This window comes from Rhodococcus sp. IC4_135 (genome assembly GCF_011602025.1).
Classification (GTDB): domain Bacteria; phylum Actinomycetota; class Actinomycetes; order Mycobacteriales; family Mycobacteriaceae; genus Rhodococcus_F; species Rhodococcus_F baikonurensis.
On the sequence record NZ_JAAOLG010000006.1, the window covers coordinates 280,347 to 295,870 of the forward strand.

Below are 15,524 nucleotides of genomic sequence, written 5' to 3' on the forward strand. Positions count from 1 at the left end.
CTGAATCACAGGGTACTCGAACACCCGTTCGAGTCAAGAGTTTCTCGAGTCAATCCACCGAACGTCCCGGAACGACCAAACCGCATTGATAGGCCAGAACCACCAGTTGCGCGCGGTCACGGACATCCAGTTTTGTCATCGCCCGGTTCACGTGCGTTTTTGCGGTGACAGCGCTGATCACCAACTCCGCGGCGATTTCGTCGTTGGACATCCCCAGGGCAACGAGAGTTACCACTTCGAGTTCACGTGGGGTCAATTGACCGAAAATCCCAGACGTCGAGTCGGCCCGCGACGGGGTGGAAAGGAATCGAGAAATCAACGCACTGGTCGCAATCGGCGACAACAAGGAGTTCCCACTCGCGACCGTCCGCACGGCATCGAGCAGGTCTTCAGCCCGGATTCCTTTGCCGATGAACCCGCTGGCTCCCGCCCGAATCGCCTGTGCCACATGCTCGTCCACTTCGAAGGTCGTCAGGATCAACACATGTACGTCGGAGAGATCCGGATGATCGGCAATCATTGCCGTTGCTTCGACGCCGCTGGTGCCCGGCATGCGAATGTCCATCAGTACGACGTCGGGTCGGTGCGCGAGCGCCGCCTGGAATGCCTGCTCTCCGTCTGCTGCCTCGGCGACCACCTCCATGTCGTCTTCCGAACCGATCAGCAGCGCAAGCGTTTGACGGAAGAGTGCCTGATCGTCTGCCACCACCACCCGAATACTCACGACTCCTCACGCTCCGAACCGCTTGACACCGAGACAAGCGGTAGTTGGGCGTCCACACGAAATCCCCCGTCCGCGCGGAATCCTGCCGAAACCTCGCCTCCCATCGCTTGCGCCCTCTCCTTCATTCCCAGCAGTCCGTACCCGGGTGGCGAAGTCGAAGGCACTGCCGTTCCGGCGTTTTCGACCGTCAGGACCAGAACCTCGGCTTCGTACGACAACGTCACGGTGACGGCACCGGGCAGCGCGTGCTTGCTCGCATTCACGAGTGCTTCCTGGATGATTCGGTACGCCGTGAGGTCTACCGCAGGCCCGAGAGGGCGCAGCGAACCCACAGCGCGCACGTCGATTTCCATTCCTGCACTGACGAATTGATCCACCAGCGCCGGTAGATCCGACAGCCCTGGGGCCGGCTTCATCGAGCGATCGCTGTCCTGAGCATCACGGAGAACTCCAACCGTAGCCCGAATTTCGTCGAGTGCCGCCTTGGACGTTTCCTCCACGCCGCGTAGTGCAGTCGTCGCCTTCTCCGGGTCTTTCCCGATCAAGTGCGACGCGACCCCGACTTGCAGGTTGACCAAGGCAATGTGGTGCGCGACAACATCGTGCAGGTCCCGCGCAATCCGCATCCTTTCTTCCACGACACGATGTCGAGCCTCGTCCTCGCGCATTCTTTCCGCTTGCACCGCGCGCGCCTCGACGGACTCCAGATAGGCGCGGCGAGAACGGACCTCGGCGCCGGCAAAACTCGCCATCAACAACCAAGCCAACAGCCCCAGGGCCTCCTGCAGGAGATTGTTCCCGACTCCCAGGAAGATCGTGACGAGCATCAGCGAGCTGACGGTGCTCGCCGCTGCGAAAAAGGTCCTCCGGCGGTCACTCGTGCTGGCAACGTAATAGAGGCACACCATCGCTGCGGAACCTGTACCGGCATTCGGCGGCGCTGACAGTGCAATCATCAACACGCCGAGGAGTACTGCCACCGCCAGCGCCGAGAACGGATAGCGCCTGCGGAACACGATGGTTGCCGCTGCGATCGCTGTTACAAGGACTCCTACAACTGTTACTTCGCGGGTGTCATTGCCATCGAGCGCGATGCGGTGCGCCGTCCACGTGGCAAGGAGCACGAGAATCGTCAGTGCCAAGTCGATGGTGCGCGGGTGTTCCGCACACCATCGACCCCACGTCGATGTCGAAGTCATCGATCTACCGTATCCGGGTCACACCGACAGCTTGTCGCTCGTGGGCTCACTGGATTCCCTCGAATCAGCGAGCAGCGCAGTCAACTGCTCCCCCTCGACATCCACGTTCGGGACCAACCGGTCCAGCCAGGCGGGGAACCACCATGCCTTCGAGCCCAACAGCGACATGACGGCGGGCACGACGGTCATACGAATCACGAAGGCGTCGAACAGAACCGCGAACGAGAGCCCGAGTCCGATCTGCATGATGAAGGCGTCGCCACCGAAGATGAAACCTGCGAAAACGGCGATCATGATCAGCGCGGCGGCCGTGACCACTCGGGCGCCCTGGTCGAAGCCCTTCACGACTGCTTCGTCCGGTCCGTCACCGTGGACGAACGCTTCACGCATTCTGGTCACCAGGAACACCTGGTAGTCCATCGCCAACCCGAAGACGATGCCGATCATGAAGATGGGCAACATCGCGACAACTGACCCGGTTTGACCTTCGATTCCGAGAATGCCGGCGAACCAGCCCCACTGGAAGATGGCAACCAGCACACCGAACGTCGCGCCGATGGAGAGCAGAAATCCGAGAGTTGCCTTGAGCGGTACCAAGATCGAGCGGAACACCAACATGAGGAGAACGAAGGCGAGGCCGACGACCAATGCGAGGTAGGGAACGAGGGCATCGGCAAGACGGTCCGATACGTCGATCGTCAACGCTGTCTGCCCGGTGACCGACATCGTGGCCCCGGTCTCGTCCGTCAGCGATCCGGCAACCTCACGTATATCTGCGACGAGCGCCTTTGTTGCCTCGGTTTCGGGGCCGCTCGACGGAACCACCGTGATGACTGCTGTGTCACCGGCCTGATTGAGTGCCGGCGGCGTCACTGCTGCTATGTCGGGCAGAGCACCGAGTTTTTCCTGGGCCCCACTCAATGCCGATGCCGGATCCGCAGCGTCGGCAACGTCGACGACCACCATGAGTGGACCACTGAACCCGGCACCGAATCCCTCGGAAAGTCGGTCGGTGGCTCGGGCCGCAGTGGTATCGGGGACAGGTGGGCTCGCCAGGCTCAGGTTGATGCCGAAGGTGGGGATTGCCAGCAATCCCAGCCCGAGGACCGACGCGAGCAAAACCGGAACTCGACGCCGGATCACGAACTTGGCCCATCGCGATCCTGCGCCCTCTTTCGTTTTGCGATGCGTCAACTCCCCACCGGATGCAAGCAATCGACGGTCGGAGCGACTCAGAACGCGCGATCCTGCAAAACCCAGCGTGGCCGGTAGCAGAGTCAGTGAAATGACCACTGCAACAGCAACTGCGAACGCTGCAGCCAGACCCATGCTCGTCAGGAACGGGATATTCACGACGAACAATCCCGCCAAGGCGATGAGCACGGTCAATCCCGCGAATACTACTGCCGAACCCGCTGTCCCGGCTGCACGGCCCGCTGCGATTTCGGGATCGTGCCCGTCACGTAGTTCCGCGCGGTAACGCGAGACGATGAACAGCGAGTAGTCGATCGCTACTGCCAACCCCAGCATCATTGCCAGGACGGTTGTGCTCGAACCCAATTCGATGAAGCCCGTTGCGATGGTGATCGTGCAGATCGCGATACCGATACCGATGAGCGCGCTGATCAACGGAAGCCCTGCCGCCACCAACGAACCGAAGGTGACCGTCAGCACCACCGCGGCGATCGCGACTCCGATCACCTCTCCCATGGATTCGGCGCTGCTTTCCATCAGCACGTTGCCGGCAACATCGACTGCCAGTCCTGAATCCGAGGCGTCATGGACAGCAGACTCGAGAAGTTCCTTCGAACTGTCCGGCAAGTCCATCGAGTCGGCAGTATAGGAGACCTGCATGTATCCGATCGTCCCAGTCGGCGACACACCGCCGGAGGCATACGGATCCGACACCGCTGCAACCTCGGGGTCCTTCCCGAGCACAGAGACCAATTCACCGACAGATCGTTGAATGGCCGGATCGGCGAGCGTTGTGCCCGCGGGAGATTCGAAGACGATGCGAGCACTGGCTCCACCAGTGGACGATTCCGGGAACCGTTCAGCCAGAAGGTCTTGCGCAGCTTGCGATTCGGTTCCCGGAATCGACAATGTATTGACGGTCGGGCCGGACAGCGTTGCTGCGCCTACTCCACCCGCCACCAGCAGGACGACCCAGAAGCCCACCATTGCCCAGCGGCGACGGAACGCGAATCGCGAGAGTTTGTACAGGAATATCGACATGCGTATCACTGTGCCGATACACGGGCCCGTCGCACATCGTGCACAGGTAGGCAGTTCGACGTACTGCGCTCGCAGTAGGGCGGTGGTCCCCAGGGCTAGACGGGCAGGCCCAACTCCCTTGACCACGGCGGATCCGCCCCGGGTCGTGACACAGTAACGGCTGCCGCACGTGCCGCAAAGGTCAATGCGGCCGACCAATCTGCCTCGGAGAACCCACGCACAACGGCGGCGTCGAGTGCGTCGTGACGATCGAGATAGGCCAACAGGGCTCCATGTACCGTATCGCCCGCACCGATCGTGTCCGCGACGTCGACCGCGGGCGCCGGAACCGAAACATCGAGTTCCTTGGTGATCAACCTCAATCCATCGCCGCCACGGGTGAGTAGGACGGCGCCGACGCCTTCGTCGAGCCACTCGGCGCCGTCGACCGAACCCAACCACTTCGCGTCGTCGTCGCTCACTTTGAGAATATCGATGGCGGGCAACCACGATCGAAACCGTCGTCGATATGCGTCCGGGTCGGAGATCACCGCCGGACGAATGTTGGGGTCCACCATGGTGAGTCGACCGCGAGAGTGCGCTTCGTGCAGCATCGCTTCGTAAGCGGAGGCCCCGGGCTCGAGCACCAGCGACAGCGTCCCGAACGAGAACGCCCGAGCAGAGGGAAGTTTCGGCAGCGCGAACTGTCGATCCGCCGTTCCCTCGAGGTAAAAGGAATACCGCGCACCTCCGTCCGCTGCAAGGTTCACGACGGCCAGAGTTGTCGGCTCTGGCCCACGCTCGACTCCGGTTGTGTCGACATTCGACGCGGCCAGCGAGTCGATCATCCGATCTCCGAACGCGTCGAGGGACAAGCGCGAGACGAATCCCACGTCGGATCCCAGTCGCCCCAGTGCGATCGCAACGTTGAACGGTCCACCGCCCAACTTAGGTGAGAAGTTCTCCCCCACCGGAACCAGATCGACCAGTCCCTCACCACACACCACGACGGATCGTTCGCGTGTATCACTCATCGGTAGACCCTAACCTTCTCACCAGTCGAAGATGGATGTGACCTGCTCGGTACGAACGAGTTCGGGTGCCGAGCAGGTCACGATTGTGGTGGGATTCAGCTACCCACGCGCTCACCCGTAGTCGGGTCGAAGAGGTGAACAGGACCGTCCACCCGCTCGAAGCCCAGCGTCTGGCCGTACTGCAACTTCGATCGCCCGCCGGTGCGGGCAACGAGCGAAATCGGGTCGGCTTCGGTACCAGGCACGTGTGCGTAGATGTACGACTCGTTACCCAGTTCCTCTACCAGGTCGATCTGAGCTGCGATTCCGTCTCCGGCAGCGACCACCTGGAATTGCTCGGGCCGAATTCCCACTGTGACCGAGGCCAGACCGGCCGCGGCGATTGCCGCCATCTGCTCGCGGTCCAGCGGAACCTCGACGTCACCGAAACGCACCCCACCCGAACTGACCGGCGCCGTTACCAAGTTCATCCCTGGAGATCCGATGAAGCCTGCAACAAACGCATTGGCCGGCCGATCGTAAAGTTCTGTGGGAGAAGCGAATTGTTGCAACTTCCCGCCCTTGAGCACTGCCACGCGGTCACCCATCGTCATCGCTTCCACCTGATCGTGCGTGACGTAGACGGTGGTGGTTCCGAGACGACGCTGCAACGCTGCGATCTGCGTTCGGGTCTGCACACGTAGCTTTGCGTCGAGGTTGGAGAGCGGCTCGTCCATGCAGAACACCTGTGGTTCGCGAACGATGGCGCGGCCCATGGCAACTCGTTGCCGTTGACCACCGGAAAGCTTGGCCGGCTTGCGGTCGAGATACTCCGTCAGGTCAAGCAGTTTGGCCGCTTCGGCAACTTTCTTCTTACGCTCCTCGACGGGCACACCGCGCATCTTCAACGCAAACCCCATGTTTTCGCCGACGGTTTTGTTGGGGTACAGCGCATAGTTCTGAAAGACCATTGCGATGTCGCGATCCTTCGACGGGACATCGGTCATGTCCTTACCGTTAATGGTGATCGCCCCGGAATCGATGTCCTCGAGCCCTGCCAACATGCGCAAGGCCGTGGACTTTCCGGAACCTGACGGACCGACGAGCACGATGAACTCGCCGTCCTTGATATCAAGATCGAGTGAATCGACAGCGAGGGTCCCAGCACCTTCGTAGATGCAAGACGCTTTCTGGTACGAGATTTCAGCCATGACGAACTCCTGAGAGGGTGAGGAGAATTACTTGATTGCACCGAAGGACAGGCCACGCACCAGTTTGTTCTGGGCGAACCAACCGGCCAGGATGACGGGCAATGCCGCCATGGTCGCTGCCGCGGAGAGCCGAGCCCAGTACAGGCCCTCGCCCGTGATGAACCCGACCAGGAAGACCGGAATCGTCTGCGCTTGAACAGCTGTCAGATTGACTGCGAAGAAGAATTCGTTCCACGAGAAGATCACGCAGATCAGCGCAGTCGCAGCAATTCCGGGCGAGATCAGCGGGAGTATCACCTCGCGAACGGAAGTCCACAAACTCGCGCCGTCCATGCTGGCGGCTTCGAGAAGTTCTCCGGGGACTTCGAGAAAGAACGAACGCATCATCCACACTGCGATCGGCAGATTCATCGATGTGTACAAGATGACCAGCGCCCAGATGTTGTCGAGCAATCCGATGTCGTTGACGATCACGTACAGCGGCACGATTGCGGCGACGACTGGGAGCATCTTGGTGCTGATGAAGAAGAACAGAACATCCTGAGTCTTGGCAACCGGGCGAAGCGACAATGCAAACGCAGCCGGAACACCGAGTAGCAGAACAAGAATCGTCGACATGGCCGTTGCAAATGCAGAGTTTGCCAACGTCGTGCCGAGACCGGAGTCGAGGACGGCACGGAATTGTTCGAGGGTGGGAGTGAAGAACAGCTTCGGCGGATCCGTGTAGGCGTCTGCCTCGGTCTTGAACGCGGTCAGGACCATCCAGAAGACCGGGAAGAAGAACCCGAGAGCGGCGATCCACGCCACAACGGACCACGGACTGAACTTGCTGCTCTTCTTTTTCTTGACGACGGGCTTGTCGGCCGTCGCGCTTGTCGTCTCTACGGCAGTCATCACGCCGCCTCCTCGTTGCCGGTGAAGCTCTTGAAGATCAATCGGAGCGCAAGTGTCGACACGATGATGGTCGCGATCACTGTCACGACACCCATCGCCGCAGCTTGACCTACGTCGAAGCCGAGGAACGCGCGCTGGTAGATGTAGAACGGCAGGTTCGAGCTGGCCACGCCGGGCCCACCCGAGGTCATCATGTACACCGCGTCAAAGGTGTTCACGAGGTAAATCGCACCGAGAACTGCACCGAGTTCGATGAAGCGGCGCAGGTGCGGCAACGTCAGTTCGCGGAACATCGCAAACGGCTTGGCTCCGTCCACCCGTGCGGCTTCGAGAATGTCTCGGGGCATGGACTGCAAACCGGCCAGAATGAGCAGCATCATGAAGGGCGTCCACTGCCAGATCAGATTGATCATGACGGCGGCGAGCGGAAACTTGCTGACCCAGTCGACCTGGCCGACACCGAAAGGCTGGAGGACGAAGTTCACGATACCGAATACCGGGTCGAACATTGTTGTCTTCCAGAGCAATGCGCCAGCGACGGGGGTGATGAGAAATGGCGTGATCAGCAGTGTCCGCACGATCCCGCGACCGAGGAAGGCTCTGTCGAGTAGCAGTGCCAACGCGAGTCCGAGGATCACCGAAACGATGACCGTACCCACGATCATGATGACCGTGTTGACCGCGACTTCCCGAAACTGACTGTCCTTGAAAACCTCGATGTAGTTGTCGAACCCGTTGAAGTGCCGCGATCCCGGACGGACAAGGTTCCACGACTGCGTCGAGTAGTAGAGGGTGAACAGAAACGGAATCTGGGTGACGACGATCGAGAAGATCAACGCCGGCAACAGGGGACCTCTACGACGCCAACCCTCGGCGCGGGAGATCTTTTTTTCGACACGGACCGGTGGCGCGTCGTCCACCGTGGTTCTGGGTTCGGCAACCGTAGTCATCGGTTCTCCTGATAGGTCTTGCCGACCACCTCGGCATACTGCTGGGATTGTTCGAGTGCTTCTTTCACGCTCTTCTGACCCGCGATGGCAGCACTGATCTGCTGGCTGACGCGAGTGCCGAGGTCCTGAAACTCAGGGATGGTGAGGAACTGGACGCCGGTGTACGGAACCGGTTGCACTGTCGGGTTTTTCGGATCTGCATTGTTGATCGATTCGAGGGTGATCGGACCGAATGCCTGTGCGGCCTCTTGATACTCCGGAATCTCGTAGGTCGAAAGGCGACTTCCCGGAGGAACTCTCGACCAGCCGAGTTCGGTTCCGACCTTCTGGATGTAGTCCTTGTTCGTCATCCAGGAAATGAACTTCCAGGCGTCGTCTTTGTTCTGTGCCGACTCCGGGATTCCGAGCGCCCAGGTGTAGAGCCAACCAGGATCCGACTTCTCGACCTTCGGCGCCTTCGCGTATCCGATGTTGCCGACTACCTTCGACGACGCAGGGTCCTCGAGAACCGACACAGCCGAAGTCGCGTCGTACCACATCGCCGTGTTCCCTTGCGCGAATTGTGTTGCACATTCACCGAATCCGCTTGTGGCAGGACCCGGCTGACCGTGCTCCTTGACAGTATCCACGTAGAACTGGACCGCATCCTCGACCTGCGGACTGGTCAACTGCGCATTCCAATTTTCGTCGTACCAGCGTCCGCCGAAGGTGTTGATCACGGTGTTCAGCGGTGCGAGTACCTCACCCCAGCCAGGCTTTCCACGCAAGCAGATTCCCGCCATCTTGGCGTCTGGGTTGTCGAATTGCGCTGCCCAACCTGCAACTTCTTGCCACGTCGGGTCTTCGGGAACTGTTATCCCCGCCTGATCGAACAGATCCTTGCGGTACATCAGGAACGACGACTCCCCGTAGAACGGGACCGCGTACATACTGTCCTCGTACGACAGAGAAGTCTTGATCGACGGTATGAAGTCGTCCTCGTCGTAACCGGGCGTCTTGTCTGCATACTCGGACAGGTTCGTGAGCCAACCGTTGGCGGCCCACTGAGGTGTCTCGTAGTTGCTGATCATCACGACGTCGAACTCACCGCCGCCGGTTGCCGTCGACGCCGTGATCTTGGCGCGCGCCTGGTTCTCGGAAAGGCTGACGAATTTGAGGTCGATGCCAGGGTTCTCGGCTTCGAAAGCCGGCGCCAGTTTGATGGCGTCCTGCATCTGCGAGTTCGACACCATCGCGATGGTGACTGTTCGTTCGCCGGAACCACCGAGCGCACCAGCGCCCGCACATCCCGACACCAGGAGGCAGAGCGCCGCCGCGGCAGCGCCCCACACTCGTCTTCCTGTTTTCACGGATTACCTTCCTTCACACTTGCGTGTCAGTCGCGCGCTCGGACAGCGAAACTCGTGAGATTGCTAGCCTTCGAGCAGCCACTGGGCGCACTCGACGTCGGTGACGAGTACGTTTGCCAAACCTCCGCGCAATGCGCCCAGAACGGCCTGGCGTTTGTGTGTTCCCCCCGAAATCAGAATCGTCTGATCGCAGGATTTCACTGCGTCGAGCGATACGGAGACCGTTCGCTCAGGCAGTGGCCCCTCCACTGGATTGCCGTCGATCGTGTAGAAACGGCCGCCGATTTCACCGACAGCGCCTCGACTTTCCAACTCGTCCAGCATGGTCGAGTCGACGAAGCTACCGGCAAACAAGGTCGTGGCAGTCGATACGGCACCGACTCCGAAAACCATGATGTCGGAATCAGATCCAGCTTTCAGCGCCTTCGAGATGACCGAGTCGTTTCGCATCGACTCCACAGTCGCCGGGTCGGCATACAGCGGAGCATTGAGGCGAATAGGATTGGCCTGCAACTGTTGTGCACATCGGCCGATAGTGAAGTCGACACCGGTTTGGTAGTCGGTCACCGTCATGGAGCCGTCAAGTTGTACCACAGCCGAGCACTTCGCCGCCTTGTCTGGCAAAGATCCTGCAACCGCAACGGTTTCCGGGCCCCAGGTGAACCCGAGAACACTCGATGGCTGCAGACGACGAACCAGAACTTCCGCTGCTCGTCGGCCGAGCGCGTCGAAGTCCGGATCGTCCGAGTCCGAATTCGCTTCGGGCACAATCAACACTTCGGCCAACCCGAAGTGCTTCTCCAGCTTCGATTCCAACTCCGTGTTCACCGAACCTTCGAGCTCGGGCGGTACCAAAATCTCGACCCTGACCAAACCTTGGGTCCGCGCCCTGGCCAACAGTCGCCCGGCCGTAGGCCGCGAGACACCCAACTTCGCTGCGATCTCCGCCTGAGTAGCGCCTTCGAGGTGATACATGGTCGCCGCTCGCAACGCGAGCCGCACATCCTCGGAAGCAGGCAACTTCGACGACTTGAGTCCTGCGGGCTGAGCCGACTGGTTCACGCGGTCTCCTTGTGCATCGGGTTCAAAGTTTCTCGATCGTGAGCAAATGCTCACTAGATGTTCTTATGCTCATTAAGCTAACATCTAGGTTGTGACACACACAACAGTTTCCGGAGAATCCATCGATCTACCTGCGACAATTCGGGCAAACGTCCTCGTCGAAACCGGAAAGATGCAGATGGTCGAGAGACCACGACCGTCCCCGAAGGCCGGCGAAGTCCTCGTTCGCATCCATGCCGTGGGCGTGTGCGGGTCGGACGCGCACTACTTTCGTGAAGGTCGCATCGGCCCTTACGTGGTCAACGCGCCCCTTGTTCTCGGACATGAGGCATCGGGACGCATCGCCGCAGTCGGCGTCGGCGTCGACCCGGGACGCATCGGGCAACGCGTGTCCATCGAGCCTCAGAAACCTGATCCGACAAGCCCCGAATCCAAGGCAGGCAGATACAACCTCTGCCCCCATATGGAGTTCTTCGCGACGCCGCCGATCGACGGAGCACTGACCGACTACGTCACAATCGGTGCCGATTTCGCCCATCCCATCGCAGATTCCGTGTCCTACGAGGCAGCTGCGCTGTTCGAGCCACTCTCCGTGGGGATTGCCTCAGCCCAGAAGGCGGGAATCACGGCAGGCTCTCGTGTGTTGATCGCCGGCGCCGGCCCGGTGGGGATCGTGACGACGCAGGTGGCCAAGGCATTCGGCGCGACGGAGGTCATCGTCTCGGACATCGATGCGGCCCGGCGTGATGTGGCACTGAAATTCGGCGCAACAACCGTCGTGGACCCCCGCGAAAGCGACGTACGCTCGCTGGCCGTCGACGCCTTCATCGACGCCTCGGGTGCCACGGCCGCCGTGATCGACGGGATTCACGCAGTTCGGCCCGCTGGGACCGTCGTTCTGGTCGGGATGGGTGCCGACGAGATACCGTTGCCGGTCCCGATCATTCAGAATCGCGAACTGGTGCTGACCGGAGTGTTCCGATACGCCAACACATGGCCGATCGCCGCCGCACTGGTCGCTGCCGGGCGCGTCGACCTGGATTCGATGGTCACAGCGCGCTTTTCACTCGAACAGTCGCAAGAGGCCCTGGTGGCCGATCGCATTCCCGGCAGCATCAAAGCCGTAGTCATCGTCGCCGAAGGAGACTAGAACTTTCATGGAACTCAACACGAAGACCTTGCTCGACTTCGATGCTGCACTCGAAGTGCCGAACTACGACCGGAGCAAAGTCACCACCGGCATAGTGCATTTCGGGGTCGGAGGCTTTCACCGCGCACACCAGGCCATGTACATCGATAATCTCCTGCGACGCGGTGAGGGCTTCGACTGGGGAATCTGCGGAGTGGGAGTGATGCCGTCGGACAAGCGAATGAAAGACGCACTCCGCGCGCAGGACGGCCTCTACACACTGGCGCTCAAGCATGCGGACGGAACCCTCGAGGGCCGGGTCATCGGATCGATCGTCGAGTACCTGTTCGCTCCGGACGATCCGGAGGCGGTGATCGAGAAGATGGCGGCCGAATCGACGAAGATCGTCTCACTCACCATTACCGAGGGCGGGTACAACATCTCGCACACCACGGGTGAGTTCGACGCGTCGAATCCCGATGTGGTGCACGATCTCGAGCCGGGAACGCTCCCCCGCACCACCTTCGGTTTGATGTGCGCTGCCCTCGTACTCCGTCGAGACCGCGGCCTGCCACCATTCACGATCATGAGTTGCGACAACATCGAAGGCAACGGATCAGTCGCGAGGACGGCCGTCGGAGCCTTCGCCGCCCTGAAGGATCCCGAACTTGCGGAGTGGATCGACGAGAACGGCGCCTTCCCCAACTCCATGGTCGACCGGATCACACCCGTCACGACAGCCGAGGTGACCGCAGAGATCGCCGAAACGTTTGGCGTGGACGATCAGTGGCCGGTCGCGGCCGAGCCGTTCACCGCATGGTTCCTCGAGGACGAGTTCACCTCAGGCCGGCCGCCTCTGGAGAATGCCGGCGTCAATCTCGTGCCGGATGTTCGCCCCTACGAACTGATGAAACTGCGACTTCTCAATGCCAGCCATCAAGGCATCGCGTACTTCGGTTACCTTGCCGGATACCGCCTGGTCCACGAGGCGTGCCAGGACGAACTCTTGTCAGGGTTCCTGCTCGACTACATGAATCTCGAAGCGACGCCGACCCTTGATCCGGTACCCGGTGTCGATCTCGATCAGTACAAGAAGACCCTCATCGAAAGATTCTCGAACCCCCAGGTCCGCGACACGATTGCACGTCTGTGTGCCGAGTCGTCCGATCGAATTCCCAAGTGGCTGTTGCCCGTCATCCGGACCCAACTCGACACTGGCGGACCGATCAACCTGTCCACCGCCATAGTCGCGAGCTGGGCCCGCTACGCCGAGGGCACAGACGAGAACGGTGATCCCATCACCGTCGTCGATCAGCTGTCCGACACTCTTGTGCCGCTCGCCCGGAAGCAGTCGAGCGACCCGTTGGCGTTCATCGGGTACCGCCAAGTGTTCGGCGATCTCGTGGACGATCGCCGATTTGTCGCAAGCTTCCGAAAGACGCTCGACTCGTTGCACTCCGTCGGAGCCAGAAGAACCCTCGAGGAGGTACGCGGGCTCTGACTACGCAGAGACGTCGTGCAAGTGATGGATCGGATCGTGAATGAAGTATGCCGCCAACGATTCGACGGTGAACGCCGATCCGTCACTGCGGAGACCCCGTCGTTGGCGGCTGCCCTCCGGCACGGTTTCGAAGGCGTTCGCGACCTCCGCCGCGGCGTCCGCCAACTCCGATGCGACCGTTGCCGGATCTTGGTCGTTGTACCGCTCGGACTCAGCTGTTGCGTCCTGATCCCAGTTCTCGAATGTCGGATCGTCGAATTGGAGCATCTGTTCCAACCGCACCTTGAAGATCCTGAACACGTCGCGCACGTGGGCGGAATACTCCAGCGCTGACCATGTTTCACTGTCCGGTCGCTCCGTCACATTCTCGCGTTCCAGCACCTCAACCCACGATGTGGCGTTGCCACGCACCAGATCAGGAACATCCGTGAACGCGACGGTGGACGAATCGAACCCGCACTCGGCGCAGGGGCGTTCGAGGACCCAGGTCCAGTTCTTTGTATCCGGGGTGATCGGCATGGATCGAGAATAGTCCGCCAGGGCGGAGTCGGTCTGCTCTGATTGGCCGATGAAGCGAATCATGCTCGGTGTCGCGATTCCACTTGCGCTCACGCTGACTGCGTGTGGCGGGGCAGTGGGCGACGCCGAGCCGCGCGAACTCGCCTTTACGTGTGACGACGCGTATGCATTGCTCGAGGCATTCGGAACCGTGGAAGCGACGTTGGCACGGCTGCAGAGCCCTGGATGGAACGACGTACCGGCTCTCGCTGATTCAGACAGCATGTGGGATATGTACACACCGCGACAGCAGACAGTGGTCGTCAATTCACTTCATGCGGCGGCGCGAGGTACGTGTTGATCCGTGATCGGCTGCCACCGGCTCTCGTGACACGCACCTGGCTCGACGCTCGCCTGGCGAGCCTGTGTCGTTGTGGACGAAGCTCCCACTGACCTCGTCAACCCTCGTGGGAGGGAAGCGGGTCGACGAATTTCCCTTCGGAACGCAGTAAATGTTCGGCCGCCAAGATCAACAGGGAGAAGGATTCGTAGGAGAGTCCCTCGGTTGCACGCAGCAACCTTTCGGGCGCCGAAATCGACCGGTCACCCGCCGAATCCTCGGATCGCTGCGCATAAAGCACGGTCGAGAGTTCTCGTTGATCGACAACCCGACCTGTCCTGTTCGCTTGCTCGAACATGGTATTCAGCCGCTCGACCAGAGCCTCACCCTCAGCTGATCGAATCGTGTTGCTGAACAGCCTGTTTCCGTGATCGTCCATAAAACCAGGCGCGATCGAGTTCTTGATTGTCACAGTACGTTCTCCGTTACTTTGGTCCGTGGGATCAGGGGTCCAACCCGGCACAGTTCGCCGAATCCGTGTTGCGGCGCACAGCGGCGTCACCACCCATCGACAGCACACCGATATCCCCCGGCGCCCGTCGGCGTCCGGTAATGCGGCCTCGAAGTTGCTGTTGACTATCAGCATGTCGTTACACTTTATCAACAAATGTAACTCTTCGACAAGTGTTTTGTTCCGATTGCCCGGTTTTTGCATCCGATCGAGGTAACTACTGAGCGCTCGCGGACTGTGGATTCCACGATTGACGGAGCACGGAAAAACGACAATCGAGCCCGAGTCACCACCGAAGTACACAAGGATGGAATCGGAACATAGAAATGTTTCCCGTCACCCTGATCAAACAACTGAACGAGACCGAGCACAAAGTCCTCGACGTTGAAAGCCCTCGTCCGACAACGCTTTTCAGACAAGGAAATGGGCCCCGCACTTGCGGGGCCCATTTCCGTTTCTATTCCTCGCATTGAGTGGGTACCGACGGTCTGCTCCCGGTCGACGCGTCGATGAAACGTAGCGTGTATTGCTCGGCAGTCGAACGGATTTCGATCGTTCACGTTGAACGCAGTCTCGGACTGAAGTCGGCTGTCCATGATGGGGCCGGTGATCACACCTGTGGCGTCGGACAACCGAGCTGTAGCTACACGTACGATCCCGAGTCGCATCCAACCCCGAGTCGGAACTTGCAGTCGCCCGTTCTAACGCGGCCATTCGGGCCCGATGCCGCCTGTTGGTGGCAGCCGAGCCGCGGGGGGACGGCTCGACTGCCTTGTACCTACACCGGTAGGCACATCTAAAGCGCTATGTGTCAAGTCAAGTGAGACAGTGACGTTCAGTTGATCTGCGATTCCGAGACCGGTTCGTTGATGAAGAATACGGTCGGCATCTCGGGCGGACTTGGCCGGCGCGAAAACCGGGCAGGGTTC

14 protein-coding genes are annotated in these 15,524 nt (G+C 60.4%); 3 read left to right on the forward strand and 11 right to left on the reverse strand.

The window, feature by feature from the left end; all coding sequences use genetic code 11:
* Positions 1-49: 49 nt before the first annotated feature.
* The 9 genes from G8767_RS14700 to G8767_RS14740 form a co-directional block, all read right to left on the reverse strand.
* The gene (locus G8767_RS14700; protein WP_095969798.1) at positions 50-724 is read right to left on the reverse strand and encodes a response regulator transcription factor; all 675 of its coding nucleotides are present in this window, start codon (positions 722-724) and stop codon (positions 50-52) included.
* On the reverse strand, positions 721-1,923 hold the full coding sequence (locus G8767_RS14705) for a sensor histidine kinase (RefSeq protein ID WP_095969797.1): 1,203 nt from the start codon (positions 1,921-1,923) through the stop codon (positions 721-723). Before G8767_RS14705 ends, G8767_RS14700 begins: the two co-directional genes overlap by 4 nt.
* Positions 1,924-1,941: 18 nt before the next feature.
* Positions 1,942-4,158: an MMPL family transporter gene (locus G8767_RS14710; protein ID WP_166810554.1), complete on the reverse strand. Its 2,217-nt coding sequence runs from the start codon at positions 4,156-4,158 to the stop codon at positions 1,942-1,944.
* Positions 4,159-4,253: 95 nt separating this feature from the next.
* Positions 4,254-5,171 carry a carbohydrate kinase gene (locus tag G8767_RS14715; RefSeq protein ID WP_124569287.1) on the reverse strand — a complete coding sequence of 306 codons (918 nt, stop codon included), beginning with the start codon at positions 5,169-5,171 and terminating at the stop codon, positions 4,254-4,256.
* 95 nt (positions 5,172-5,266) lie between these two features.
* Entirely contained in the window at positions 5,267-6,361 is a 1,095-nt protein-coding gene (ugpC, locus tag G8767_RS14720; RefSeq protein WP_019748976.1) for a sn-glycerol-3-phosphate ABC transporter ATP-binding protein UgpC, read from the reverse strand.
* Positions 6,362-6,388: 27 nt separating this feature from the next.
* Complete coding sequence (locus tag G8767_RS14725; protein ID WP_003941600.1) at positions 6,389-7,255, reverse strand: carbohydrate ABC transporter permease; 867 nt, start codon at positions 7,253-7,255, stop codon at positions 6,389-6,391.
* Positions 7,255-8,205, reverse strand: a complete 951-nt coding sequence (locus G8767_RS14730; protein ID WP_019748978.1) for a sugar ABC transporter permease — start codon at positions 8,203-8,205, stop codon at positions 7,255-7,257. The genes G8767_RS14725 and G8767_RS14730 overlap by 1 nt, the downstream gene beginning before the upstream one ends.
* Entirely contained in the window at positions 8,202-9,554 is a 1,353-nt protein-coding gene (locus tag G8767_RS14735; RefSeq protein WP_346842993.1) for a sugar ABC transporter substrate-binding protein, read from the reverse strand. The genes G8767_RS14730 and G8767_RS14735 overlap by 4 nt, the downstream gene beginning before the upstream one ends.
* A 63-nt stretch (positions 9,555-9,617) precedes the next feature.
* The gene (locus G8767_RS14740; protein WP_124569285.1) at positions 9,618-10,616 is read right to left on the reverse strand and encodes a sugar-binding transcriptional regulator; all 999 of its coding nucleotides are present in this window, start codon (positions 10,614-10,616) and stop codon (positions 9,618-9,620) included.
* Positions 10,617-10,755: 139 nt separating this feature from the next.
* On the opposite strand from G8767_RS14740, the gene G8767_RS14745 reads away from it, so the two are divergent.
* The gene (locus tag G8767_RS14745; protein ID WP_166810572.1) at positions 10,756-11,766 is read left to right on the forward strand and encodes an NAD(P)-dependent alcohol dehydrogenase; all 1,011 of its coding nucleotides are present in this window, start codon (positions 10,756-10,758) and stop codon (positions 11,764-11,766) included.
* Positions 11,767-11,773: 7 nt separating this feature from the next.
* Positions 11,774-13,246, forward strand: coding sequence for a mannitol dehydrogenase family protein (locus G8767_RS14750; RefSeq protein WP_166810555.1), 1,473 nt, complete (start codon positions 11,774-11,776; stop codon positions 13,244-13,246).
* On the opposite strand, the gene G8767_RS14755 is transcribed toward G8767_RS14750, so the two are convergent.
* Positions 13,247-13,765 (reverse strand): DinB family protein, encoded by a 519-nt coding sequence (locus G8767_RS14755; RefSeq protein ID WP_124569283.1) that lies wholly within the window; start codon positions 13,763-13,765, stop codon positions 13,247-13,249.
* 49 nt (positions 13,766-13,814) lie between these two features.
* Between G8767_RS14755 and G8767_RS14760 the strand changes: the two genes are divergently transcribed.
* Entirely contained in the window at positions 13,815-14,105 is a 291-nt protein-coding gene (locus G8767_RS14760; RefSeq protein WP_166810556.1) for a hypothetical protein, read from the forward strand.
* Positions 14,106-14,202: 97 nt separating this feature from the next.
* Here the strand turns inward: G8767_RS14760 and G8767_RS35825 are convergent, their stop codons facing one another.
* The gene (locus tag G8767_RS35825; RefSeq protein ID WP_235169684.1) at positions 14,203-14,799 is read right to left on the reverse strand and encodes a hypothetical protein; all 597 of its coding nucleotides are present in this window, start codon (positions 14,797-14,799) and stop codon (positions 14,203-14,205) included.
* Positions 14,800-15,524: the final 725 nt, after the last annotated feature.